Origin of the sequence: Mesorhizobium sp. M0001, from assembly GCF_040324255.1 — a bacterium.
GTDB lineage: Bacteria > Pseudomonadota > Alphaproteobacteria > Rhizobiales > Rhizobiaceae > Mesorhizobium.
Map to the genome: position 1 here is coordinate 493,466 of NZ_JAMYVS010000003.1, position 24,237 is coordinate 517,702.

General features: G+C 62.2%; 21 protein-coding genes. 9 read left to right on the plus strand and 12 right to left on the minus strand.

The features are described from left to right. Nucleotides 1–38 precede the first annotated feature (38 nt). The 6 genes from NKK50_RS12255 to NKK50_RS12280 all read right to left on the minus strand — a co-directional run bounded on the left by NKK50_RS12255 (nt 39) and on the right by NKK50_RS12280 (nt 6,370). Nucleotides 39–1,118, minus strand: coding sequence for a glycosyltransferase (locus NKK50_RS12255; protein ID WP_352543481.1), 1,080 nt, complete (start codon nt 1,116–1,118; stop codon nt 39–41). A gap of 31 nt (nt 1,119–1,149) precedes the next feature. Beyond that, nucleotides 1,150–2,481 (minus strand): UDP-glucose dehydrogenase family protein, encoded by a 1,332-nt coding sequence (locus NKK50_RS12260; RefSeq protein ID WP_023668805.1) that lies wholly within the window; start codon nt 2,479–2,481, stop codon nt 1,150–1,152. A gap of 55 nt (nt 2,482–2,536) precedes the next feature. After that, a complete protein-coding gene (gene exoK / locus NKK50_RS12265) occupies nt 2,537–3,436 on the minus strand; it encodes an endo-1,3-1,4-beta-glycanase ExoK (RefSeq protein WP_023668806.1) in 900 nt (299 codons plus the stop codon). A 121-nt stretch (nt 3,437–3,557) separates the two neighbouring features. Continuing rightward, nucleotides 3,558–3,953: a cytochrome P450 family protein gene (locus NKK50_RS12270; protein WP_023668807.1), complete on the minus strand. Its 396-nt coding sequence runs from the start codon at nt 3,951–3,953 to the stop codon at nt 3,558–3,560. A 127-nt stretch (nt 3,954–4,080) separates the two neighbouring features. After that, nucleotides 4,081–5,103 (minus strand): glycosyltransferase family 2 protein, encoded by a 1,023-nt coding sequence (locus tag NKK50_RS12275; protein WP_023668808.1) that lies wholly within the window; start codon nt 5,101–5,103, stop codon nt 4,081–4,083. A gap of 142 nt (nt 5,104–5,245) precedes the next feature. Next, complete coding sequence (locus NKK50_RS12280; protein WP_352543482.1) at nt 5,246–6,370, minus strand: nucleotidyltransferase family protein; 1,125 nt, start codon at nt 6,368–6,370, stop codon at nt 5,246–5,248. Nucleotides 6,371–6,854: 484 nt separating this feature from the next. Between NKK50_RS12280 and NKK50_RS12285 the strand changes: the two genes are divergently transcribed. The 6 genes from NKK50_RS12285 (at nt 6,855) to NKK50_RS12310 (ending at nt 12,568) form a co-directional block, all read left to right on the plus strand. After that, complete coding sequence (locus NKK50_RS12285; protein WP_023684233.1) at nt 6,855–7,007, plus strand: lasso RiPP family leader peptide-containing protein; 153 nt, start codon at nt 6,855–6,857, stop codon at nt 7,005–7,007. Nucleotides 7,008–7,168: 161 nt separating this feature from the next. Then, a complete protein-coding gene (locus tag NKK50_RS12290) occupies nt 7,169–7,438 on the plus strand; it encodes a PqqD family protein (RefSeq protein WP_245259933.1) in 270 nt (89 codons plus the stop codon). 25 nt (nt 7,439–7,463) lie between these two features. Continuing rightward, the gene (locus NKK50_RS12295; protein ID WP_245261015.1) at nt 7,464–7,838 is read left to right on the plus strand and encodes a lasso peptide biosynthesis B2 protein; all 375 of its coding nucleotides are present in this window, start codon (nt 7,464–7,466) and stop codon (nt 7,836–7,838) included. Between the two features lie 3 nt (nt 7,839–7,841). After that, a complete protein-coding gene (locus NKK50_RS12300) occupies nt 7,842–9,758 on the plus strand; it encodes a lasso peptide isopeptide bond-forming cyclase (protein ID WP_352543483.1) in 1,917 nt (638 codons plus the stop codon). Further along, nucleotides 9,758–10,726, plus strand: coding sequence for a phosphoenolpyruvate carboxykinase (ATP) (locus NKK50_RS12305; RefSeq protein ID WP_023819505.1), 969 nt, complete (start codon nt 9,758–9,760; stop codon nt 10,724–10,726). The genes NKK50_RS12300 and NKK50_RS12305 overlap by 1 nt, the downstream gene beginning before the upstream one ends. Nucleotides 10,727–10,732: 6 nt before the next feature. Further along, on the plus strand, nt 10,733–12,568 hold the full coding sequence (locus NKK50_RS12310; protein WP_352543484.1) for an ABC transporter ATP-binding protein: 1,836 nt from the start codon (nt 10,733–10,735) through the stop codon (nt 12,566–12,568). Between the two features lie 47 nt (nt 12,569–12,615). Here NKK50_RS12310 and NKK50_RS12315 read toward each other — a convergent pair whose 3' ends face one another. Beyond that, a complete protein-coding gene (locus NKK50_RS12315; protein WP_023711266.1) occupies nt 12,616–12,888 on the minus strand; it encodes an exopolysaccharide production repressor protein in 273 nt (90 codons plus the stop codon). A 607-nt stretch (nt 12,889–13,495) separates the two neighbouring features. On the opposite strand from NKK50_RS12315, the gene NKK50_RS12320 reads away from it, so the two are divergent. The 3 genes from NKK50_RS12320 to NKK50_RS12330 all read left to right on the plus strand — a co-directional run bounded on the left by NKK50_RS12320 (nt 13,496) and on the right by NKK50_RS12330 (nt 16,822). Then, nucleotides 13,496–14,173 carry a sugar transferase gene (locus tag NKK50_RS12320; RefSeq protein WP_023668816.1) on the plus strand — a complete coding sequence of 226 codons (678 nt, stop codon included), beginning with the start codon at nt 13,496–13,498 and terminating at the stop codon, nt 14,171–14,173. A 217-nt stretch (nt 14,174–14,390) separates the two neighbouring features. Then, a complete protein-coding gene (locus tag NKK50_RS12325) occupies nt 14,391–15,614 on the plus strand; it encodes a polysaccharide biosynthesis/export family protein (protein WP_352543521.1) in 1,224 nt (407 codons plus the stop codon). 116 nt (nt 15,615–15,730) lie between these two features. Beyond that, on the plus strand, nt 15,731–16,822 hold the full coding sequence (locus tag NKK50_RS12330; RefSeq protein WP_352543485.1) for an acyltransferase family protein: 1,092 nt from the start codon (nt 15,731–15,733) through the stop codon (nt 16,820–16,822). A gap of 10 nt (nt 16,823–16,832) precedes the next feature. On the opposite strand, the gene NKK50_RS12335 is transcribed toward NKK50_RS12330, so the two are convergent. The 5 genes from NKK50_RS12335 to NKK50_RS12355 form a co-directional block, all read right to left on the minus strand. Beyond that, nucleotides 16,833–18,116 (minus strand): O-antigen ligase family protein, encoded by a 1,284-nt coding sequence (locus NKK50_RS12335; protein WP_023689977.1) that lies wholly within the window; start codon nt 18,114–18,116, stop codon nt 16,833–16,835. Between the two features lie 290 nt (nt 18,117–18,406). Continuing rightward, on the minus strand, nt 18,407–19,234 hold the full coding sequence (locus NKK50_RS12340; RefSeq protein ID WP_352543486.1) for an SDR family NAD(P)-dependent oxidoreductase: 828 nt from the start codon (nt 19,232–19,234) through the stop codon (nt 18,407–18,409). A gap of 96 nt (nt 19,235–19,330) precedes the next feature. Continuing rightward, the gene (locus tag NKK50_RS12345; RefSeq protein WP_023725869.1) at nt 19,331–19,816 is read right to left on the minus strand and encodes an acetone carboxylase subunit gamma; all 486 of its coding nucleotides are present in this window, start codon (nt 19,814–19,816) and stop codon (nt 19,331–19,333) included. Beyond that, complete coding sequence (locus NKK50_RS12350; protein WP_352543487.1) at nt 19,813–22,017, minus strand: hydantoinase B/oxoprolinase family protein; 2,205 nt, start codon at nt 22,015–22,017, stop codon at nt 19,813–19,815. Before NKK50_RS12350 ends, NKK50_RS12345 begins: the two co-directional genes overlap by 4 nt. A 12-nt stretch (nt 22,018–22,029) precedes the next feature. Beyond that, nucleotides 22,030–24,189 (minus strand): hydantoinase/oxoprolinase family protein, encoded by a 2,160-nt coding sequence (locus NKK50_RS12355; RefSeq protein ID WP_023694215.1) that lies wholly within the window; start codon nt 24,187–24,189, stop codon nt 22,030–22,032. Between the last annotated feature and the right edge of the window lie 48 nt (nt 24,190–24,237).

Below are 24,237 nucleotides of genomic sequence, written 5' to 3' on the forward strand. Positions count from 1 at the left end.
GTCGTGCAGCGTCTCAGCTGAAATGCAACACGACGCGTTTAGGCTGCGCGCTCCAAACCGACACGTCTTGCGCGGTCGAGAACGCCCATGAACGTTGCGAACTGGCTGTCGGGGTTCATCTGCCGCCGCTCCGAAAACTGACGTGCTGTCGCTGACAGCCGCTTGTACTCGGCCTCATCGCTCCACAGCCGCCTGATCGTTGCGACCCAGTCGGCGAGCGGGGCGTCGTAGTCCAGTACCACGCCGCCGGCGCCGATCGCTTCCGGCAGACCGCCGCGCCGCGAGCCGACCACGGGAATGCCACTACAATGCGCTTCCGAGGCCACCCGGCCCCAGGCTTCTTCCCATTTGCTGGGCGCAAGCAGGATTTTCGTGCGGCCGTAGACCGTCTTCATGTCGCTGGTGCGGCTTTCCAGCTTGACGTTCTGGAGGGGAGAGATTGTTGCTTCGATCCGGGCTCGATGATCGTCGTCGAGCTTCCAGCTTTCGACGAACAGGAACGGGATCTCGGGACAGGAGGCGGCAATGCGCACCGCAAGATCGAAGCCTTTTTCCTCATATGGATTGATGAGCGTGACAAATTCACCGGTCGTCGGTGTGCTGTAGAACGCGGGATTGATGGTCGGCGGAATAACCGTCGAATCGATATCGAATTTTGCCTTATAGGCGCGCGCGGTGAACTCGGAGTTGGCGATATAGACCGCCGAATGGAGCTCACGCAGATCGCCGGCCAATTCGTCGAATTCGACATTCCTCAGATAGACGGTCAGCGGCACGCCAAGCCTCTGCAGCTCTCTGCCGATCGGCACCGAATTGTGGCACTGCACGACCGCGACATCCGGCCTCAACTTTTTGACGGCGAAGTCGGCCGCTTCCCAGGGGAACCACGCCCGTACAACCGGATAGCCCGGGAAATTGTCGATGACCGCGCGCTGACGAAGGAGCTTCATCTTGGCGCGCGCCCTGAAGCCGAACATGCCGTCGCCGAACAGCGCTGCCAGAACGGATGCCTCGTGACCGTTTTCGCGCAATTGCTCGACCAGGTGGTGGGTGCTCGACTGGACGCCCCCGCTGAATTGCGGCGTGTAGCCGGTGCCGCCTGCAAACAGAACTTTCATGAACCTGGCTCCGCGTTGTGCCGCCCTGCCTTCACGCCGCCATCCTGCCGATCGAGAAATACTCGATGCCGTGACGGGCGATGACCTTGGGATCATAGAGGTTACGGCCATCGAAGATGACCGGCGTGGTCAGGGCATCCTTCACCGCGTCGAAGGACGGGGCGCGGAAACTCTTCCATTCGGTGGCGATCAGCAACGCGTCGGCGCCGCGCAGTGCCGCCTCCTTGGTGCCGCACAACAAAAGGTCGTCGCGCAGGCCGTAGATGGCCTGGCATTCCTGCATCGCCTCGGGGTCGTAGGCCTGCACATTGGCGCCGGCCTGCCACAGCGCCTCCATCAGGACGCGCGCCGGCGCCTCGCGCATGTCGTCGGTGTTGGGCTTGAAGGCGAGGCCCCAGAGCGCGAAGGTCTTGCCCTTGAGACTGCCCTTGAAATAACGGTGCACCTTGTCGAACAGCACCGACTTCTGGGCATTGTTGCGCTCCTCCACGGCGCGCAGCAGCTTGGCGTCGAACTTGACACCTTCGGCGGTCTTGATCAGCGCGCGGACATCCTTGGGAAAGCACGAACCGCCATAGCCGAGGCCGGGATAGATGAAGTGGTAGCCGATGCGCGGATCCGAGCCGATGCCCTTGCGTACCTCCTCGATGTCGGCGCCGAGCTGCTCGGCCAAATTGGCCATTTCGTTCATGAAGGAGATCTTGGTCGCCAGCATGCAGTTGGCGGCGTACTTCGTGAATTCGGCGCTGCGCACGTCCATCACGATCATCTTCTCGTGGTTGCGGTTGAACGGCGCGTAGAGCTCCCGCATCACCGCCTCGGTGCCCTCGCTGTTGGTGCCGACAATGATGCGGTCAGGCTTCATGCAGTCGGCGACGGCGGAACCCTCCTTGAGGAACTCAGGATTGGAAGCGACGTCGAAAGCCAGGTCCTGGCGCCCGCGCGCCTTCAGCGTCGCGGCGATTTTGGCCTTCACCTTTTCGCAGGTGCCGACCGGCACGGTCGACTTGCCGACGACGATCTTGGGACCGTCCATCTCGCGGCCGATGGTCTCGGCCACCGCCAGCACATATTTGAGGTCGGCCGAACCATCTTCGCCGGGTGGCGTGCCGACCGCAATCATCTGGATCTCGCCATGCTTGACGCCGGCGGCGGCATCGGTGGTGAACTTGATGCGGCCGGCGGCGTGGTTCTCCTTGACCAGTGCCTCCAGTCCCGGTTCGAAAATCGGCACCAGGCCCTGGTTGAGCCGCTCGACCTTCTTTTCATCGACATCGACGCACACCACCTGGTGCCCGACCTCCGCCAGCACCGCGGCCTGCACGAGACCGACATAGCCAATTCCAAAGACCGTCAAATTCATTCGGGTTAATTCCTGTTCACGCCCTTTGGCCTTATATAGCCGGGCCGGTTCAGATCTACTTTATGCTGCTTACACTGCATGCCAGCGATTCCGGAAACTGGCACGGCTGGCCGAGCGCGGTGAAGGCGACGCGCTGCACCTGCATCGTCACCTGGCGGCCGGGGTCGGAAAAGGCGCCCATCCAGTTTTTCAGCGTGTCGCTGCCCCAGAGGCTGAAGAATATCTTCTGCGAGTGGGTCGGCAATTGCTCGGGATTGGTCACTTCCTGGACCAGCTTGCCGTTGACGTACCAGCGCAGCCGGTCCTTTTCCCAGATAAAGGCATAGTCGTTGAAGCCCTTGTCGGCGCCGCCTTCGACCTCGGCCAGCTTCTCGTTCTTGGGCTTGCCGGCGATGTAGCTGTTGACCTGCACCTTGGATGTATCCTTGGTCAGCACCTCGAAGTCGATCTCATACCAGGGCTGTTTGTCGGCAGGGCCGATATAGGTGAAGAAAGCGGCGTTGAGACCGGATCCGGTGTCGGTCTTCATCCGTGCTTCATAGGTCCCATAGCCGAAGCGCTGCTTGGTCTGGATCTCGGCGCAGGCGAACTCGCGGTCCTTCAGTTTGCGCTTTTCGAAGCCGAGCGTCAGCATGTTGTCGGAAAATTTTACCAGGCTTTTCGACCAGGTGCAGTTCTGGTGATTGCCGTTCGACCAACCGTCGGAGACATACCAGCGCGAACGATCGAAACTCTTGAAATCGTCGACGAAGGACGGTGCGCTTTGCATCTCCGGGGAGGCGTCCTGGGCGCGGGAGGGGTGGGCGGCGCCGAGCAGAGCTGCGGCTGCCGCCAACAGAAGCGCACCAACGGATAGAAGACGCGTTGGGTTTACAAGACGCATTGGCCGATTTGGCCGCGTCGAAATCATGGCATCGATTGCCGCCATGGGCGTCGTCTTCGGATCTGCGTTCATATCAATTCACCTTTGTGCTGTTCCGCCCCAACCCAAAGTCACCGATTGGCCCACATTGCTAACGGGCCGATCCCGATCCTCCGTCCCCGAACTTTCTCTTCTGTGTCTCGTGTGACCGTGTTCAGCCGAAGCGACCTGCGGGTTTGACATATTCCCCGTGCGAATCAGAACTCTGGCCATCCTCGCCGACGATCGCGTCGAGTGAATGACGCAGTTCCTTCATCCGGCTCGTCTGGCGCACCAGCTCGGCGATGCGCTGTTCGCAGTTCAGGATGGACTTCGTCAGCTCGCCGACTTCCGACAGCTTGCGTGCCGACGCCGAGCCGTTCTCCATCGACTCGACCAGGAAGGCCGCGTTGGTGGACTTCGACCGGTAGCGGGCCTCCAACCCGGTCTTCTCGGCCGCAATCTCGGCCGTGATCTGATCCAACAGCTTTGCCAGACGGTCGAAACGCGCCAGATCGGTCTGCTTGTCGCGCGCTGGGTCCCTGGACCTGAAGCCGAAAATTGAAGCCATCCGGTTGGCCTTCCAAAATTGCTGCACCGCAACATACAGTGCCATCGTCGGGGCGTGTAGGCAACCTCCGAGTTTCAGAAAGGCAATTTTTTCAGCCTTGCGGCCGCCGTCCCGGACTTGGCGGAGCCTACTTTTGCGCCGCCGTGTTGGTAGCGGCCATGAGGAAGCGCAAAGGCGGCACCGGCTGCTGCCGCGGGGACAGACCGGCGTGGCGAAACAACGCATCGAGCTTGTCGGCGGCCACGCCGACAACGATGGGAATGAAGTTCGACTGGCTGGCCAGCGCATAGGCGGCGGCAGACGCCATGCCGCGCTCGGCCTTCACATCGAGGAAATTGCGCAGCCGGTATTTGTCACGCACATGCCGCTCGTGCTTGCGCAGCAGGGCCTTGGAGCCTTCCGGCAGGCTGTCGATCTCGAGCAGTGCCAGATCCGCATCGGCGAGGCGCTTCAGATCCTGTGTCTTGTGGCGCCCGCTCAACGAATCGGCGCGCACGATCGCGCCATAGCCGCAGGAACGGATGACCTTGAAGCGTGCGCCAAGGGCAAAGGCGCGAGCGTAGAGTTCGTAATCTTCGCCGAGACGCAGGTTCTCGTCGTAACGCAGCCCATGCCTGTCGAGGAAAGCTCTTGATATCACCGGCTTGAGAAAGCCGAGTTCGCCGCGCTGGACACGCCGTCTGGAGATGTTGCCCTCGATGAATCGCTCGAAGTCGAGGAATTCCGGGTCCGCCGAAAAGGACGGGGCGACGATCTTCGAGACATCGGTCGCCGTATCGTCACGGATCAGCATGATGTTGTCGGCGGCGAAATCCCAGTCGGCGCTGGCAAACAGCTGGCGAAACCGTCCCTGAAGGAAGAAATCGTCGGCGTCGAGAATGCTGATGAAAGGTGATTTCGACCCGGCAATGGCGGTATTGCGGGCGAAGGACGGGCCGCGATTGGCGTCGAGCCGGATGACCGAAAGCCGGCCGCTGCCATCATCGGCAGCGCTGGCCACCTTTGCGGTGTCATCGGTGGAGGCGTCGTCGACGACGACGACTTCCGCCACCTCCGGCTCGCGCAGCGCCGAGGCGATGGCTGCGGGAATGGTCCGGGCCCCGTTGCGCGCCGCGATGATCACGCAGACCCGGGATTCTGTCATGGACATAGGGTGGCCTTTCGATTGCATAAAGTGTCGCGAGGCCCCTCGCCCTCCCGGCGCGCGGCGCCGGACCCCGATCCATCCCCCGATCCATCCCCAGCGGATCGGGACGGAACGTTATCTGCCTGCTGCATGACGACCCTCATCGTCACCGGCTTTCCCGCTCGAAAATCCGCCGGCTGAGGTCGGCTGACGCGGCCCAGCCGGCCTCGGTCAGATAGCGGACAGGTTCGCGGCCGCACAATTCCCACAAAACGGTGCGCCGTTGCGGCCATCTGAGCGACGACAGCCACGGCGCGATGACCATGTGGAACAGGTCTTCATTGCCGATGCGTGACAGGATCCCGGTGGCCCGATCCGACAGCAGCGTGCCGGCGCCACCAAGCAGCACATCGGCGGCGCGCAGGCCCAGCAGCAGGGTGTCAGCCAGCCCCTGCTCGGCCGCGTAGTCGAGCACAGTCTGCTGCTCGGCCTCGCTCAGCCGACTGGCAGCGGCCCGGATATCGCAGACATAGCCCGCGCATGGCTCGCGGTTGAACAGCGCCTTTGCGACACTGATGCAGGACAGAAGCAAAGTGTCGGAGGCCGAGATGAACGGCACGCTGGAGCCGGCGATCGCAAGCGCGCGCTTGCGGCGCAGGAACCCTTCCGTATCGCGCGGGCTGGGCGATCCCGGCTGCTGGAGCCGGTAATGGAGATCGACGGTGGACAATTTCCGACCCTGGCTGCGAACCATGTGCTGCTCGCCCAGAAAGCGCACCCACCAGACGGAGCGGGACTTGCCGGCGACCTCGTAGCCGATCGAGCGCAGCGCATCGCGAGCTCTAAAGAAGCCGGCCGGCGACACCAATATGTCGACATCTCCGGACGGCTTCATGAAATGGTCGCCATAGAGCAGTTGCTGCTGGAGGGGCCCCTTCAGGAACACGAAATCGATGCCGCTGCCGCGCAGCGCCTTGTCGATGGCCATCGAATCCATGATGCCGGACGAGTTCATCGCAATCGTGCGCCGGCGATAAGTGTCGAGCCACTCGAGCAATCCCGGCGGCGTCTCGCCCGCCGGTGGGCGCGACAGCGCCTTCAGCATGAAGGTGGCGACCTTGTTCAGCCTGGCGATGTCGCAAACATCGGCAACGGAGATGGCCGGTGCAGGCGCGGTGCTGGGGCTCGCCCCGGAGGCGAAGAACAGCCGCAGGCACGCCTGCACATAGGCCACTTCGTCGGCGCAGCCAGCGGCGCGCAACCTTTCGAAGGTCCCTTCCTGCAAGGCCATCTGCTGCAGCATCTCCGCAAAAAATTCGCCAGGCGCGTTATATTGCAAGTGCGAAGCAAAGCATCGCCAAATTCATGCGCCGCGTCCAGTTTTTCCTTTGGCGCCAATTTTCCTGCAACCTGAACGTTTCGCAACACAGTCCTACAACGAGATGCAAGGCGCCGCCTGATCGGGGCTTGTGGCGGGTACGTCAGCAACAATTTTGTGGGAATGCGCCAGCGCCCAAGTGAGGAGCATTCGAAGGAAAATTTAACGTAACTAAATCAGATACTTAGTTCATGGCCTCGGACACTCTGCTGAATTCTCCTGGATGTGAAAATGCAAAGCGCTTTGATCACCATTGAAGGGAGTCGCAACCGAGAATTGATTAACGGCTGGTAAATCAGGCTTGACTCATAAATGCTGCCATGCAGCTATTGCGGTGCAGCAATAGCTCGCTGCCGGCAATCGACAGGCCGCTTCCAGTCCACAAGTGGAGAGTAAATTGGAACAGAATGTTGAAAAGCATGAGTACGAAACCCCTAGCCTGACGGTCCACGGCTCGATCGAGACCATCACGCAAGGCGGTAGCGGTACTACGGCACTCGACGCCTCGTTTCCGGCACATACGCCGGTCGGCGAACTCACCTTCTCCTGAGTATTCTCTCGTTGGGGTGACAAAGTCCGGACTCTGCAAACAGAGCGCACTAAGGAGAGTCGGGGGTCAAACCCCGGCTCTCGCGTCTTTGTCCGGAATTGTCGAAGCGTTGGTTGTGAGCGAGGTTTAGGATGGACTGGAACCCCACGGACCATGATCGGATGAGCGCGAGCAAGGATGCCGTGGCCTGCGAATTCGGCAACGGCCTGGCGCTGCTCGATATGAGGTCCAACATCTATTACAGCCTGAACAGCGTCGGCGCCTATATCTGGGAGCTGATCCAGGAGCCGCGGCCGATTTCCGAAATCCGCAGCGCCGTGCTGGATCGCTACAATGTCGATCCGGAACGCTGCAAGGCCGATGTCGATGGATTGTTGAAGGGCTTGGCGGACGCCGGGCTTGCGAGGCTCCATGATGAGGAACTTGTCTAGAGCTTTCTCACTGAGCGGGCCGGAGATGCTCTTTCTCGCCCACTGCCTTGCGGTGGTCGTGGCGGTGCGGCTGGGGCTGACGCTGCTTTCCTACAACAAAGTGCGCCGCATGGTGACCCGGCTCGACGCGCGCGAACCAGCCGACATCGGCGATCTCAGGCGTGTCGCCTGGGGCGTGGCTGCGGCTGCCCGCCTGGTGCCTGGCGCAAGCTGTCTGACCCAAGCGCTTTCCGGCCAGTATTTGCTTGCTCGCCAGGGCAACGCCTCAAAAATCCGCATCGGCATCGAGCGCGACACCGGCACCGAGTTGAAGGCGCATGCCTGGCTGGTCAGCGGCGACCATATCGTGCTCGGCGGCTCGCTTGGCAGGTTTAACCATCTCGTCGACCACGGCCAGTGAGCGATGAGCGGCGTCGCCGGAATTCTGCTTAGGCAGGAAGGCAGGCAGGCCGCCGCGGCCGACATCCAGCGCATGCTTACCCGCATGCAACATCGCGCGCCTGACGGCAGTTCGTGGTGGATGGACGAGGGCGTCGTTCTTGGCCACGCCTGGCTCAACACCACCGATGAAGCCGGCCCCGGCCCGCTGACCATGGCCGGCGGCAAGCTCGCGATCACCGCGGACTGCCGGCTGGACAATCGCGACGAATTGCTGGCCAGGCTTGGCATCAGGGACAGTTCGGTTGCCGACGCCGTGCTGTTGATGCGCGCCTATCTGCGCTGGGGCGAAGCCTGCCCCGAGCATCTGCAAGGCGACTTCGCCTTTGCCATCTGGGATGGCGAGCGCCGGCAGCTGTTTTGCGTGCGCGACCATTTCGGCGTCAAACCGTTCTACTATCATTCGAGCGACCGGCGCTTCGTCTTTGCCTCGGAGATCGGGCCGATCCTCGATGTCGGCGGCGTCGACATGCGCATCAGCGAACACCAGATTTCCGGCTTCCTCGCCGGGCTGCCCGATAATCCGCAATCGACTGCCTATGCCGATATCTTCCGCCTGCCCGCGCGCCATAGCCTGACGGTGACCGGGAACCAGGTGGTGTTGCGTCGCTACTGGCAGATCGAACCCTCGCCAAGGCCGATGCGATCGGATACGGCCGAGGAATTCCGGCATTTGTTTTCGCAATCGGTCCGCAACCGCATGCGCGGCACGCCTGCGGTCGGGGCGATGCTGAGCGGAGGCCTCGATTCCTCGTCGATCGCCTGCGTGGCGGGCCTTCAGAATGCCGCGCAGCGCAAGCCGAGGCTGCCGACCTTCTCGCTGGTGTTCGAAAAGGGTTCGCCGATGGACGAGCGGCCTTTCATCGAGGCAGTGCTTGGACAGGAGCAGGTCGACGGCACTTTGATTTCCGTCGGCAACTACGCGCCCTTCGCGGAATTCGAACGCATTCTGGAGGAGCAGGAAGAAACGTTCCTGGCCCCCGGCCTGTCGCTGACCCGCGACATCTACAGGACGGCCGGCGCCAAGGGCATGAAGGTGCTGCTGGACGGCCATGGCGGCGACGAGGTGGTTTCGCAGGGCCACGGCCATCTGCACGAACTCGCCTATGCCGGCAAATGGATGGAGCTGTGGCGCGAGCTGCGCAGCGCCTCCAACACCTATGGCGATGGCATGCTCGGCCTCTACTACCAGTTCCTTACCCTTTACGGGCCGGCCTGGCGCATCGCGAGAATCAAGCGGTTCGCGAACCGCGTGCTTGGCAAATTGCGGCGCCATCCCACTGGGCGGCCGGCGACGAGCTGGCGCGCCCTGATCAATCCGGACCTGGCGATGCGTACCGACCTCGTCGAACGGTTCCGCAGGGCCGGCTATATGCCGCCCGCGGTCAGCGCCAGCGAGACCTTGACCCATCGCTGGCTGCTGTCGAACGGCATGGTGCCGCACGCCTTCGAGGTTCTCGACAAGGCGGCGGCGAATTTCGGCGTCGAGCCGCGCTACCCCTTCTGGGACAAGCCGCTGGTTGAGTTCTGCCTGGCACTGCCCGGCGCGGAAAAGCTGAACCAGGGCTTTGGCCGCTCGGTGTTGCGCCGTGCCATGGAAGGAATTTTGCCCCCGGCGGTGCAGTGGCGGCGCGACAAGATCGATTTCACCTCCAATTTGGTCAAAGGCATGCTGGGCAATCACCGCGATCTCCTGGACAAGGTGCTGGTGAAAGATGCGGCGCGGATTGCCCCTTACGTCAACCTGCCTGAGGTGACCGCCGCCTATGGCCGCATTTCCAGCCAACCCGAGGCCGCGACCTTGCCCGATGTCCAGTATGTATGGCGTTCGATTTCGCTATCGTTGTGGCTGCGGCAGGTGCAACAGCGCGGGAGCCACTGATGATGCCGGCCAACATGCCTCTTGCCGCTGATGACCGCCATGCAATTGCTGCTCGCGCACAGCACTTCTACAAAGCCTATGGGCTGACGATCGCTTCGCAGGTCGAACTGCCTGAGCTAGAGCCGAGCGAACCAGCTTGCGTCGATGTGCTGATCACGGTCGGCCCGATCGACCTGCCAAAACCCTCGCCCGAGACCGGAACTGCTTTCCGTTTCGAGCCGCGGCAGCAATATTTGGCATGGCAGACGGTCGGCGCCTTCCTGATCACCGATGCCTGCCGCATCGAGGTGGAGCCGGCGCCCGATGTCGACGATGCGCTGCTGGCGTTTCCGCTGCTCGGTCCGGTCATGGCACTGCTCCTGCACCAGCGCGGCCTGCTCATCCTGCACGCCAGCGCCATTGCGGTCGGCGGCAAGAGCGCTGTCTTCATGGGCGACAAGGGCGCCGGCAAATCGACGACGGCGAGCGCGATGATCCGTGCCGGGCATCGATTGCTGACCGACGATGTCGTGGCGCTCGATCTCACGGACCGGCCGATGATCGTTCCGGGTTTTCCGCAGTTGAAGCTCGCCGCCGATGCCGCCGCCGCGTTTCCCATCCGCCAGGCAGAAATACGCCCGCAGGTGCATGCGGCGATCGACAAGATGCAGCATCGCCTGCACGCCGGATTTGCGGCAGACGCGGTGCCGGCGACCCGGATCTATATCCTCGAGCGCGGCGACAAGGCAGCGATCACGCCGCTGCCAGGCATCGGCGCCCTGCCGGCAATCATCAAATTTTCCTATGTGACGCGTTTCGGCCGTCCAGCCCTGGTCGGCGATTTTGCCACGACACATCTTCGCCAATGCGCCGCCCTGGCCAGCCAGATCGGCGTCTGTCGCCTCGAAGTGCCGACCGGGCTCGACCGTATCGGCGAAGCTGTCGCCCTGATCGAAAACGATCTGGCGGCCGACAAAGGACCGCGGTGAGCTGACATGGCCGCATCGCAGATCCTACGCTTTTCGTTTTACCGCGATGTCGCCGGCTTCGGCGCCGCCATGGCCCGGATCGGCGGGCGCAGGACCTTCACGGCATTGCTGTTCCTGATCCTGGGAAGCCTGACCGAAGGCATCTCGATCCTGCTTCTGGTGCCGCTGCTGCATCTGGTCGGGCGACCCGAGCAGAATTTCGCGGTCAGGTTGCCTGACCGCGACTGGGTGCGCTGGCTGGCTCCGGACGGAACGCTGCAATTGACCACGGTGCTTTGCCTGCTGGTCGGGCTTGTCGCGCTGCAGGCAGCGTTCAACCGCTATAAATCCGTCTACATGGCGCGGCTGCTGCTCGACTTCATCAATCGCCTGCGCATGAACCTGTTCGAGAGCATCGGCAAGGCGCGGTGGGGGATATTCGCGCGCATGCGCAGCTCCGATCTCGACCATGCGCTGACCGGCGATATCGACCGCGTGCAGTCGGCGGCGTTCTCGCTGCTGATGCTGGTGCAGATCGCCGTGCTTCTGGCGGGTTATCTCGTTGTCTCGCTGTTCATTTCGACAGTAATGACGGCGTTTGCCATTGTCGTCGGCATCGTCACCTTCCTGGCACTGCAGCCGTTTCGGGCACGAGCCAGCGCCTTCGGCCGGGTTTTGACCAGCAATCGCCAGGAGCAGTACCGAACGGTCTCGGAGTTCCTCGGCGGCATCAAGGTGGCCAAGAGCCTGAATGTCGAGGCGACCTATTACGCGCAGCTTCGCGCGACGCTGGAGAAGATGAAGGCCGACAACATCAACTATGTGCGCAACAGCACCATCGGCACCGCTCTGTTCCAGGTCGCCAGCGTCATTGGTCTGAGCCTGTTCATCTATGTCGCTTTGGTCCGCTTCAACCTCTCGCTGGCCGAGATCGTTGTCCTGCTTCTGGTGTTCATGCGCATCGCGCCGCGTTTCATGGACATGCAGATGCAGGCGCAGCAGGTGCTGATCAACCTGCCGGCCTATGCCTCGATGCGCGACATGCAGGCGCGTTTCGATGCCGAACGCGAGCCGGCAAACCTCGAATCGGATGCCAAGCTGTCGCTCGATGTCGGGCTCAACATCCGCAACGTCTCCTTTGCCTATGAGGCCGGCGGCAAGCCGGTGGTGAGCGATGTGACGTTTGGCCTTCCCGCCGGCAAGGTAACGGCGCTGATCGGTCCGTCAGGCTCGGGCAAGAGCACGCTTGCCGACATGCTGCTTGGCCTGCTCGAACCGAGCGAGGGCAAAATCCTGGCCGATGGCGTCGAGATCGGCGCGGCCAACCGCCGGCGCTGGCGCGACCAGGTGGCGTATGTGCCGCAAGACGTGTTCCTGCTGCACAATACGATCGCCGCCAATCTGCGCCTTGCCGCGCCGCAAGCCACTGACGCGGAGCTGTGGACTGCACTGCGCGCTGCGCATGGCGCCGACTTCGTCGAGCGGCTGGAGTTGCGGCTCGACACGGTGGTCGGCGACCGCGGCGTCCGGCTCTCGGGCGGCGAACGCCAGCGCATCGCGCTGGCGCGCGCGCTGCTGCGCAAACCTTCGCTGCTCATTCTCGACGAGGCGACCAGCGCGCTCGACTGGCAGAACCAATCCCTGATCGCCAAGTCGATCGACGGCTTGCGCGGATCGATGACGATCCTGACCATTGCGCACAGGCCATCGATGATCGCCTTCGCCGACTGGGTGGTTGCAGTCGAAAACGGACGAATCGTCGAAGTCGGGCAATATCAGAGGTTGAAAGCGAAGGCCGGCAGCCGCCTGTCGAAAATGCTTTCAGGCGAGCAATCGGAACCCGAGCCGGCCGAAGCAGGCTGAGTCCGGCAGCAAGATGATCCGAGGCCGACCTTGCGGCTTCAGACTGCTCAATGCACGCTGCGCCTCGCCGAGAGCTTCTCGCCTTCAACCGCCTTGTCGGCGCCGAGGCTTCTTTCGGCGTCGCGAGCCCTGTCGGCCGATGTCGGCGCGCTCCTGGCGATCATAACATACACCAACAGGAAATAACCGACTTGGATGAGGACAGCGCAGCCGATGACGCGAAGCACCGTTGTGGTGACCGTCGCGCCGTCGACATAGGACCACGCGACCACGATCGCGAGGGCGAAAACCATTCCAATGACGAATTTTGGTAATGACATGTTCGGCGGCCCGTCAACCGGCCCGAGCATGCAAAAGCGATGACTTACCCACCCGAGTATCTCCCCATTCGCCATGCGAGCTTATTTAGCTGCTCTTTTTCGGCCGGTTGCTTCCGGCCTTCCCAACCCATCCAGACTCTATCAGGAATAATTTGCGACTCTATTAAGGCGCGAAACTGACGGCAAGGGCAACCAGCAATAATTTTCGGCTTGGCGGCGGCTTGGACTCCGCCATGCTGCGATGCACACGCAGGGGTGGTGGCCTAAATCGTCATGCGCTTTATACTACAGTAGAATCTACAATGTTAATTAGTATTTTACTTGTTTAATTTAGCAAAGCCAGTGATTCGAAAATCAGTTAAAGCCGTTCCCTCTGCGGCAAAGGACGATTTGCCCAAAACCCGCCGAAAAAAGGCATTACATTTCCTACGGTTGCTAATTATTCGTCACAAACCCGCCATAAAGGGCAAAATTTGGGCAAGGAGGGTTTATTATTTAGTCAATTCCTGACGTGACTATTTCAGCCATATGGGAAATTGTGTGTTGCGCTGCAGCATTTTTTTGGTATCGTGGCATAAACCATCCGTTCAACGTATGGAGCTTTTGCATGAGGGACGTTGCCAAGTCGGCCAATGCGGCATTTTCGCATGTCGGCGTAGATTTTCCGCCACCCATCGGCGGGCTGCTGAAGCGCAGTTTCGATATTTTCGGTTCACTTGTCGGCCTGGTGGCGCTTAGCCCGCTGTTCCTGATGGTGGCCCTTCTGGTCAAGCTTTCCGACGGCGGCTCGATCTTCTACGGCCACAAGCGCATCGGACGCGGTGGGCGGATTTTCCCCTGCCTCAAGTTCCGCACCATGGTCGAAGACGGCGAACGTGTGCTGGCCGCCTATCTCGCGGCCAATCCGGAAGCCAACGCCGAATGGATCGCGACCCGCAAGCTGAAGAACGATCCGCGCGTCACCCGCGTCGGCGCCGTTCTGCGCAAGCTCAGCCTCGACGAGCTGCCGCAGATCATCAACATCCTGCAGGGCGACATGAGCCTTGTCGGGCCTCGCCCGGTGGTGCGCGACGAGCTTGAGATCTACGGCAGCGCCGCGGTCTATTATTTGAAGTCGCGGCCGGGCCTGACCGGGCTCTGGCAGGTCAGCGGACGCAACGATGTCTCCTATGACAGTCGCGTCGCGTTCGACCGTCACTATGTCGAGAACTGGTCGCTGTTCGAAGACGTTCGCATCATCCTCAAGACCGTGCCCGCGGTGTGGATGTCGCGCGGTTCCTACTGACCGACCGCAACTGGTCAGCAATCGGGCCGGCACGGCCCGAAGCCAATCCGGTCCAAAGCTATTCGGCGATGGGCCGGTCTCGCATTGCAGCCATAGTGTTCTGCCAGGTTCCGAAGGAGGCACTCGGCAGCAGGCCTATCGGGCGGATGGGGCCAAAACGGATCGGAAACGTCAGTTGAAAACAGACATATCAGCGCATTTTTGCCTTGCCGGCCCGATGCGGCCGGCATGGCTCGTCGCCACGTGCCTCGCTCTGTCGCTCGCGGTTCCAGCCATGGCCGACGAGTACCGGCTCGGCTCGCAGGACAAGCTCAACATCCGCGTCGCCGAGTGGCAGACGGTGGAAGGCACGTTCCGTGACTGGTCGGCGGTAAACGGCGAATATTCGGTCGGTCCAGCCGGCAATTTGTCGGTGCCGTTCGTCGGCGAACTGCCGGCCGCCGGCAAGACCACGTCGGAGGTTGCGGCCGCGATCAGCGTCGCCCTGCAGCGCAAGCTTGCCTTGTCGGACAAGCCGGAAGCCTCGGTGGAAATGGTGCAGTTCCGGCCGTTCTACATCTCGGGCGAGATCCAGACGCCTGGCCAGTTTCCCTATGTGCCGGAGCTGACCGTGCTCAAGGCGATCAGCATCGCCGGCGGCATCCGGCGCAACGCCGATTTCGGCACCCAGCTCGGCAAGGATCTGATCACCGCCAAGGGCAATTTCGACATTTATGACGACCAGCGCGTGCGATTGATCGTCAAGCGTGCCCGCATCGATGCCGATCTCGCCGGCAAGGAGAGTTTCGAGGCGCCTAAGGAAGTCGAGGGCGACCCGCGCCTGGCGACAATCGTCGCCGACGAAATGCAGATCCTGATCTCCGACCAGAAAGCGTTGAAGCTGAAGCTGCAGGCGCTTGACGATCTGAAAGGGGTCCTGCAGTCCGAAATCGAGGCGCTGCAGAAAAAGATTGTCAACCAGCAAAAACAGGTCGACCTGGCGCAGCAGCAGGCGGACAGTATCGGTCCGCTGGCGCAAAAGGGCCTGGTCGCCAACGCACGCCTGCTTTCCTCGCAACAGTCGGTCACCGATCTGCAGGGCAAGATCCTGGACTATGAGACGGCGATCCTCACCGCCAAGCAGTCGGTCAGCAAGGCGACGCAGGATGCCATCGATGCCCAGAACACGTTGAACTCGAGACTTGCCGCCGACCGGCAGCAGGTCGAAGCAGACCTCAACGAAGCCGCACTCAGGGTCAACATGCAACAGGGCCTGATGGCCCAGGCATCGGACCCGGCCACGACCGCCGCCATCACAAACAACAATGAAGAGCCGGCGCTCATCTATTCGCTGGTGCGCGTGACCGACGGCAAGACCAGCGAGATAGACGCCAAGGAAGATACACCGGTGCTGCCGGGCGACGTCATCAAGGTGAAGCTGGCGCCGACGGCCAGCCAGTAAGTTCCTGTCTCGCTCAGCTAGACCGGAACGACGGAGGGGCGGGATGAACAAGTTCGGCTCGTTCGCGCCAGGGTGCGGGCGGGAACTTCCGTTTTTCGACCGCTTGAAGGCATTCCATGCAGCCCGCCGCACCGCGCCACGTCTACCTCAATCTCGATGCCATCCGCGGCGTCGCGGCGATCAGCGTCATGCTCTACCACTTCTCGCCGTTCCTGGTCGCCGGCAAGGTGCTGCCGTCGAGCTATTTGGCCGTCGACCTGTTCTTCCTGCTCAGCGGCTTCGTCATCGCGCATGCCTATGACCGCAAGATCGAAAACGGCATGGGCGTCGGCACCTTCGTGGCGATCCGCCTGATACGCCTCTACCCGCTCTACCTCGCCGGCACGCTGCTCGGTTTCTTCTATCTCGTCGTCAAGAACCGGCTGATTCCGGCGGAATACATGCCGATCTCCGAGATCGGCACCATGCTGACGACCGGCATGTTCTTCATCCCGCTGGTCAGCGATGCCTATCACACGATCTTTCCGCTCAACCCCGCGTCGTGGTCGCTGTTCTTCGAGCTGATCGTCAACATAGCCTATGTCGCCGTCTTCTTCCTGCTGACGAAACGCGTGCTGAGCACGCTCATCGCCGTCAGTCTGGTGCTGCTGGTCATCGCTTCGATCGTGGCCGGCACCCTCGACTTCGGCATGACCGGCTCGACCATCATCAGCGGCCTGCCGCGCGTCTGTTTCTCGTTCTTCCTGGGCGTGCTGCTTTGCCGGTCCATGACACGCTATCAAAGCGGGCTCGGCTTTCTGCGGCGCGGCTGGTGGATAGAGGCCGCGATCGCACTGACGCTCGTTGTCTTTGCCATCGCGCCGGTCGGCGGCGCGCGCGTCGCCTACGATCTCGCCTGCGTCGTCTTTGTTTTCCCGGCGCTGGTGGTGGTCGGCACTATTGCGCCGACGGCGCCGCGCCTGTCAGGCCTCTATGGCTGGCTGGGGCGGATTTCCTACCCGATCTACATCATCCACACGCCGCTGCTGATGATCATCGCCGGGGCGGGCAAGGCCGCAGCGATCGACCCGTTCGCGCATCATCCCTGGTTCGGCATCGTCATGGCGGTTTCCGTCATCGTCATCGCCGACATCGCCACGCGCCTCTATGACGAGCCGTTGCGCCGCTTCCTGCAGCGGCTGATGCTGCGCAAGCGCGCCGTCGCCTGAGATAAGCAAGTCAGACGCGCGCCGGCATGCGGCCGTTGGCGGTGTTCTCGTCCGGCACCGGAACATAGGCCCGCCTTGCCCTGGCGAGCGGCACCGGGCGCAGCTTGAACAGGCCGTAATAGACGATGAACGAGGCCATGAAATAGGGGCCGAGGATCTCGACCTCGAAGAAGGAGCGGATCAGCATCATGCCGACCGCGCCGGCGAGCACCACTGAATCGGCGCTCCAGTCACCGAACACCACCTTCGAAACATGGCCCCAGAAGGAGCGCAGGATGATCAGCGCCAGCATCGTCACGCCGATGAAGCCGAGCTCGACCAGCGTCTCGATATAGGTGTTGTGGAAATGGAAGCCGGTGCGGGTGGAGATGTAGAACTCGGCCCAGAGCCGTTCCGGATCGGCAAAACCCTGGATCCAGTAGGCGGCATAGCCATAACCGAGCACCGGACGCTGCTGCGCGGCGGCCCAGCCCTGTTCCCAGAGATAGGTGCGGCCGGTCAGCGTCGAATCCTTGCCGAAGATGCCGAGCACGACATCGAGCAGGCCAAGGTTCAGCGCAGCCATCACACCGCCGACCAGCGCGGTAGCGCCGACGACGAACAGCACGCGGCGGTAGCGGCGTGACAGAACCTTGCTCATGGCAAGCAAGGCAACGACACCGATCACCGCCGGAAGCGAAGCGACCGACGTCGCCGAGTGGGCGATCGCCAGCATATAGACCGACAGCAGGATGATCGGCGCGGTCCAGACGAAGCTCATCCAGTTGCGCCGGTAGAAGGCCAGAAAAGCGAAGCAGAAGAAGATGCCAAGCGAGGCGAAGAAGCCGATCTGGTTCTTGGAGCCGAAGGCGCCGACGAAATTGGTGGTGCCGTCGATAGTGTCGAGCGCATAGGCGCCAACCTTCAGCGAATACAGCAGCACGATGAAGATGCCGATCAGCGAGCCCAGCACCAGCGTGCGCGTGCTGATGGTGCGCGCCGCGATGTAGGCGCACAGCATGTGGGAGAAATATTGCAGCCCCGCCCGCGCGCTGGTGCCGGCCGCTTGCGACCAGAACAGCGACAGGCAGACATAGGCCGCAAACAGCAGCGGCAGCCAGGCGCTGGAGAGATCGCGGGCGAAACGCCGGTAATCAACGAACAGCAGCGGCAGCCATACCAAATAGTAGGCGAGGATCAGGATCTGGCCGAAATTGGTGGAGTAGGCGAAGGCAAACACCGACACCGCAACGGCGAAGGCGGCATAGGCCTTGTTGTTGTCCGGATCGATCAGAATGGATTTCGGGATCTTCATATCCGTACCGGATTTCTCATGCTGCCGCCTTTCGGCTGGGCTGAAGCGCCCATGGTCGGCTTTTCTGCGTCAGGTCCGCCCTTGCTGCAGGCGCGACTGCCGAAACGGCCCTTACCGGAACCCGCACAACGGGCATCCATTGTGCAGTGCAATATAACCTCTATTGCCCGTCACTCAATGGTAAATTTGCCGCGAGGGGTAAAGTTGCCGCGGGCAGGGCCAAAACGACCATGCAACCGACAAATGGCGTTAATGCGGCTCGCTCGTTCGAAAATTCAAAACTGTGGCCGCTACCACAGCGCTCCGCCGGTGACCTGAATGTTTTCCATGGTGATGCCCTTGGCCAGATCCGAGCACAGGAACACGGCTAGTGCCGCGATTTCCTGCGGCTGCAGCATGCGCTGCTGGGGATTGCCCTTGGCGATCTCGGCCATCGCTTCCTCGGCGGTTCTGCCCTTGCCCTCACGCTCGACGACCTGCGTCACGTTGCGGCGCATCAGTTCGGTCTCGACCCAGGTGGGGCTGATCATGACGCAGGTGACACCGTGCGGGGCGCCTTCCAGCGCCACGCAGCGGGTAAGGCCGAGCAGCCCGGCCTTCGAGGCGCAGTAGGCCGGGTTGTCCTTCCAGCCGACGGAAGCCGCTGTCGAGCCGATGTTGACGATACGGCCCCAGCCGCGCGCGATCATGCCGGGCAGCACAGCTCGGGTGACGCGGAACGCTCCGCTCAGATTGGTGTCGACGATCTTGTCCCACAGTGCGTCGGAATGGCCGCAGACCGGCTGTTCGGCGGTGGTGCCCGCGGCATTGACCAGTATGTCTCCCGGGCCGATGGCGGCCTGCGCGTCAGCCGCAAACCGGTTGGTCACCTCGCTATCGCGGACATCGAGGTGGGCGGCATAAACCCTGGTGCCGTGTGCCGACAGGGCCAACCGCACGCGCTCGATTTCATCGGCGCCGGGATAGTAGGCGGCGTCGGTTCTGTCGGCGCCGGCGGGGGCGATGTAGGAGCCGACCGCTACATTTGCGCCGGCCTGCGCCAACGCCGTCGCAATGGCGAAGCCCATGCCGGAAAACCCGCCGGTGACGATCGCGCTGCGGCCGGAAAGGTCTGTCATGGGCAGTGAATCTCCGATGCCGACGTTTGATGCCATAGTCTTAGACCCAGCCCGGTGACGAGCGCTACCTTGCCTGCAGCGCTGGTCACCACGTCGTTAAAGCGGTTTGCCCAGCCACTCGCGATAGAAGCCTTCGAGATCGGGTTCGAAGTCGTGCACGATGGGGTAGCCCGGAGCCGCCGCCTCGACCTCGTGCATGGTGCCGCATTGCGGGCAGATGAATTCGCGGATTTCCATCCATTGCGGATCGGGGATATCGCTATTGGGATAGATCTCGCGCAGCGCCTCCTCGGTGTTGCGCACGTTGATCGCGGCCTTGAGCTTCCAGTTCTTGCGATAGTCACCGAAAGAGTGGCCGCATTCGCAACGGGTGATGCGCTCGTCGCCGCTCTGGCAGATGAACAAATGATCCGAGACCGGCAGCAGGATCGGGTCCTTCCAGGTGACACGGTCCTGATAGACGGCGAGCATCTTGAAGAAGCGGTCGTCGTCCTTGTAGGCGCTCATGATGCGCTTTGTCTGCGGCCAGGGCAGCTTGCCGGCTGAGAGATCGCCGAGGACTTCCTTGCTGTATGAGGTCATGGCTTTGCTCCCGGCATGAAGATCGATCTGGCGTCGACGGTCCAGAAATCGCTGAAATCCCTAGTGAAGCGCGACGATAGCTTGATCGCGCTGGCATACATTTTCTTCACCTCGGGCGCGAAGTCGGCCTTCTCGACACGGCCGCGTTCGGCAGCGATCCAGTCCGAAACCGGGATCGCCTTGGCCAGACGCTCCTTGCGCATGGCGGCACGACGTTCGACGGTGGCGTCGATATAGGCAACCGGATAACCCTCGGCGTCGTCCTTCAGCACGATGCCGAAAATCTGGACCGCCGCCTGGCGGGTGAGAAAACCGTTCTCGACATCCCAGGCGGTCTTGACCGGATCGCGCTCCAGCACGTCGCCGTAACCGCCGCCACCATTGTAGGAATGGCTGAAGATGTCCCCCGACTTGTGCGGCGAGGTGATGTAGGGGCCTTCGACCACGGCATGGTCGCCGCCGATGTTCTTCTCGTAGTCGGAGACATGCGGATCGATACCTGGGGCATGCGCGAGCGGTTCGCCTTTTGCCGCCAGTTCATGGATGTTGGAATTGCGTACCGCGCGATGCTTCTGGCAGGTCGGCGCGGGATAGCCGCCACACATGCCGCCATTGTCGAATACCCGCGAGGAGTGTTCCGAGGTGTGCAGTCGCAGGTGCGAGGTCTTGTTGATCAGCCAGGTCGAGACGAAGGAACAGCCGCCGCGATATTTGCCGGCGCCGCCCGAATTGGGCATGATCGAGCGGCCGATATAGACCATCGGCATCGACTGTTCCCAGACCTCAATGTTGCCCATGTCGGATTCCGGATTCCAGCCGACATAGGCGGTGTCGAGGCCATCGGCGATGGCCAGCGCGCCGGAGCCGGCGGCGGCGCATTCGAAATGCGCCATGCCGAACGGCGTGCCGTACTGGCTTTCGCCGCCCATCTCGATCATCGGGCTGTTGACCTGGCCGACGAAGGCTTCCTCGACGAAGCCGCGCGCGACGAAGCCGCGCGACAAAAGGCGCTGGAACACGCCATAGGCCGGCAGCAGCAGCGCCCAGGATGTGGCGGTCGCCACCATCTCATTGTCGGGGTTGGTCCAGGTGCCGTGCGGCAGCTTCAGCTCGGTCGCCATCCAGGCGCCGTCATTGACCAGGCCCTCGAAATTCATGTGCTGGGTCAAGGTGACGAACATGCCGCCATCCATGCCGGCCGGCGTGCAGTTCATCGAATGGTAGCCCCAGGGCTGTGTGCCCTCGAAGTCCATGGTGATCTTGCCGTCGGTGGTGATCTCCATCTCGATCGGGATGTTGTAGAGCCAGTCGGGATCGCCGAGCAGCTGGAAGCCGGGCTTGCCCGCCGTGACATGGCCGTAGAAGGTGTGGCCACGATAGATGCCGGGCACGGTGAGCTGGCGGGTGCGGGCGAGCTGGGCGCGACGGCCCTCCTCGATGAACTCCTTCGACACCTTCATCCAGTAGTCGAGGCCGATCTCGGAGATCAGCTGCTTGACGCTTTCGCGCATGTCGATGCAGGAGGCGACCTTGGCCTTCTCGTCGAGCACCCAGTAGATCGGCATGCGTAGATTGCGCTCGCAGCGGATGACGTAGTCGCGGCGGATCTCGTCATTCTCGCCGATCTTCTCGGCGCAGACGAACAGGCCTTCGGTGAAGCGCTCCTGCGCCAGGCAGACGTCGCCGCCGGGCGTGATGCCGCCGGCTTCGAGCTCGTGGCAGACCGCACCGGCCCAGCCGACCAGCGTGCCTTCATGGAAGATCGGCACCACGTCCATGACGTCGGGCACCTGCACGGTGCCGATGAAGGCATCGTTGTTGGCAAAGATGTCGCCTTCGCGGATCTTCGGGTTTTCCTCGTAATTGTTCTTGATCATCCATTTGATGAAGCGGCTCATCGTGTGGACGTGAACCATGATGCCGTTGGACAGCGCGATCGCATCGCCCTCGGGCGTATAGATCGCCACCACCATTTCGCCGACTTCGCGCACGCCGGGCGAGGCCGAGATGCGGCGGGCCATTTCGCGGGCCGAGACGCAATAGGCGCGCAGCTTGGTGTGCAGCGTCTCGAATTTCAGCGGGTCCTGGTTGCGTAGCGTGAGCTCGGTGATGCCGTCATAGCAGCCGGTCTCTTCCATCAGCCGTTCTGAATCGAGCAGCCGTTCGCGAAGGCGCAGGGCCGAGGCAGGTCTGTCCAACATGGCGGTGCCCTTTCAAGAATGGGTGTAATGCAGCAGCGTCCACTCATCGACGTGGACACGGTCCTGCGGATGAACAACGAGCGTGGTGGCGGGATGTTCGATGATGGCCGGACCGATCACCTCATGGCCGGGCTGCAGTAGGTCCATCTCGTAGAGATTGGCCTTGTGCCAGCGTCCCCCGATATAGGCCTCGCGCACGCCCTTGTGCGCTGCTGCCGGGGCCGACTTGCCGAGCGGGCGCTTCAAGAGCACCGGCTTGACCTTGTCGGCAGTGGCGATCAATCCGAGCTCGGTGATGGTGAAGCCGGCTTCGCCATAGCGCGAAACGCGATGGTTGACCTTGGCGTAGACCGCCTCGAACTCGTCGATGACCCTACGCATGTCGTCAGCCGAATTGACCTCGGCAAGCGGTGCCATGACCTCGACATCCTCGAGCTGGCCGGTGTAGCGCATCATCAGGAACGGCACGGTCTTGATCTTGTCTCTGATATGGCCGTCGCTGATCATCTCGTCGACCGCCGCCTTGGTGAGATCATTCCAGACGTCGGTGACCTTCTTGCCGAAAGCGAGCAGCTCGTCATCGCTTGCGCGGGCGCCGATGTCGTGCTGCGTCGAGACCGAATGCCGACGCATGAAATCGGCGGTGGTGCAGCCGAAGGCCGAGAAGGCGGCGGCAAACTGGAAGGTGATGATGTCCTTGAAGCCGATGCCCCTGGAGCAGCCGGCCAGATGCAGCGGACCCGAGCCGCCATAGGACAGCAGCGTGAATTCCGAGGGATGGATGCCCTGGCCGGAGATGACCCGGCGCAGCGCGTTGTTGGCATCGGCTTCCAGCATGTCGATCACGCCTTCGGCAGCCTCCTCGACACCGACGCCAAGGATGCTGGAGCATTTTTCCTCAAACGCTTTGCGCGCCTTCTCGACCTGCAAGACGACCTTGCCGCCGAGGAAATAATACGGGTTGAGGCGGCCTAGTATGGCGTCGCAATCGGCGATGGTGGGTTCAGTGCCGCCCTTGGCGAAGCAGATGGGGCCGGGGTCGGAACCGGCGCTTTCCGGCCCGAGCGAGACTTTCTTGGTCAGCGGGTCGACCTTGAGGATCATGCCGGCGCCGGCGCCGATCGTGTCGAGATGCAGCGTCGGCACGTTGAGCTTGAAACGGTCCATCAGCGGCTCGTTCTCGATCCGCGTCTGGCCGCGCGAAATGACGCCCATGTCGAAGGAGGTGCCGCCCATGTCCGAGCAGATCAGGGAGTCGTTGCCGATGAGCTTGCCGACATAGGCCGCGCCGAGAATACCGCCGATCGGGCCGGAAATCATGGTTTCGTGCAGGCGCGGATGGTTGATTGAGGTCAGGCCGCCAAAGGACAGCAGCGTCTGCACGCCGTATTTGAAGCCGTATTTTTTCGAAACGTCCTCGATACCCCTAAGCTGCTTGCGGCCGCGCGACGTCGCGTAGGCTTCGATCAGCACCGAGTTCAGCCGCGACTGTTCGCGGATGACCGGGCGGACCTCGTGGCTGGTGTAGATGAGGATGTCGGCGCCGGCTTTCAGCACCTCCTCGCGGCATATCTCGGCGATGCGCTTTTCGTGCACCGGATTGACGTGCGAGAAGATCGTCATGATGCAGATCGCCTCGACCTTGTCGGCGATCAGCTTCCTGGCTGCAGTCGCGACCTCATGCTCGTAGAGCGGCAGCACGATGTCGCCGAACTGGTCGATGCGCTCGGTGACGCCATGGGTGCGACGGCGCGGCACCAGCGGATCGGGATGATGGTGGGTCACCGCATGCAGCCGGTCGGCATAGGAATAGTCGGCCCAGGCCTGCAGGCCCCGACCCATCAGGATCATGTCTTCCAGACCCTTGGTGGTGATCAGGCCAAGCCGGCGCCCGGTGCGCGACAACAGCGTGTTGAGCATGCCGGTGCCGGAATAGAGCACGACGTTGACGCCGGAGAACAGCTGCTCCAGCGAGATGCCCCAGGCGTCGGCCGCGTCTTCGGCCGATGCGAGGAAGCCTTCGGCCTCGTTCTTGGGCGTGGTTGCCGACTTGCCGATCTTGAAGTGGCCGTCCTGGTCGACAAGGATCGTGTCGGTCATGGTGCCGCCGGCGTCGATGCCGATGACGATTGGATTGCCGACGATGGGACTGGTGAGGTTGGGTTGTGTCACGGTCGCCTCGGGATTGCTCTAGGATGCTCAAGCTAGATTCCTTGGGCG

Bases quoted from the DNA above. Each gene is read 5' to 3' on its own strand.
- NKK50_RS12255 (WP_352543481.1), bottom strand. From the start codon at position 1,118: ATGAAAGTTCTGTTTGCAGGCGGCACCGGCTACACGCCGCAATTCAGC.
- NKK50_RS12260 (WP_023668805.1), bottom strand. From the start codon at position 2,481: ATGAATTTGACGGTCTTTGGAATTGGCTATGTCGGTCTCGTGCAGGCC.
- exoK (WP_023668806.1), bottom strand. From the start codon at position 3,436: ATGAACGCAGATCCGAAGACGACGCCCATGGCGGCAATCGATGCCATG.
- NKK50_RS12270 (WP_023668807.1), bottom strand. From the start codon at position 3,953: ATGGCTTCAATTTTCGGCTTCAGGTCCAGGGACCCAGCGCGCGACAAG.
- NKK50_RS12275 (WP_023668808.1), bottom strand. From the start codon at position 5,103: ATGTCCATGACAGAATCCCGGGTCTGCGTGATCATCGCGGCGCGCAAC.
- NKK50_RS12280 (WP_352543482.1), bottom strand. From the start codon at position 6,370: ATGGCCTTGCAGGAAGGGACCTTCGAAAGGTTGCGCGCCGCTGGCTGC.
- NKK50_RS12290 (WP_245259933.1), top strand. From the start codon at position 7,169: ATGAGCGCGAGCAAGGATGCCGTGGCCTGCGAATTCGGCAACGGCCTG.
- NKK50_RS12295 (WP_245261015.1), top strand. From the start codon at position 7,464: ATGCTCTTTCTCGCCCACTGCCTTGCGGTGGTCGTGGCGGTGCGGCTG.
- NKK50_RS12300 (WP_352543483.1), top strand. From the start codon at position 7,842: ATGAGCGGCGTCGCCGGAATTCTGCTTAGGCAGGAAGGCAGGCAGGCC.
- NKK50_RS12305 (WP_023819505.1), top strand. From the start codon at position 9,758: ATGATGCCGGCCAACATGCCTCTTGCCGCTGATGACCGCCATGCAATT.
- NKK50_RS12310 (WP_352543484.1), top strand. From the start codon at position 10,733: ATGGCCGCATCGCAGATCCTACGCTTTTCGTTTTACCGCGATGTCGCC.
- NKK50_RS12315 (WP_023711266.1), bottom strand. From the start codon at position 12,888: ATGTCATTACCAAAATTCGTCATTGGAATGGTTTTCGCCCTCGCGATC.
- NKK50_RS12320 (WP_023668816.1), top strand. From the start codon at position 13,496: ATGAGGGACGTTGCCAAGTCGGCCAATGCGGCATTTTCGCATGTCGGC.
- NKK50_RS12325 (WP_352543521.1), top strand. From the start codon at position 14,391: ATGCGGCCGGCATGGCTCGTCGCCACGTGCCTCGCTCTGTCGCTCGCG.
- NKK50_RS12330 (WP_352543485.1), top strand. From the start codon at position 15,731: ATGCAGCCCGCCGCACCGCGCCACGTCTACCTCAATCTCGATGCCATC.
- NKK50_RS12335 (WP_023689977.1), bottom strand. From the start codon at position 18,116: ATGAAGATCCCGAAATCCATTCTGATCGATCCGGACAACAACAAGGCC.
- NKK50_RS12340 (WP_352543486.1), bottom strand. From the start codon at position 19,234: ATGACAGACCTTTCCGGCCGCAGCGCGATCGTCACCGGCGGGTTTTCC.
- NKK50_RS12345 (WP_023725869.1), bottom strand. From the start codon at position 19,816: ATGACCTCATACAGCAAGGAAGTCCTCGGCGATCTCTCAGCCGGCAAG.
- NKK50_RS12350 (WP_352543487.1), bottom strand. From the start codon at position 22,017: ATGTTGGACAGACCTGCCTCGGCCCTGCGCCTTCGCGAACGGCTGCTC.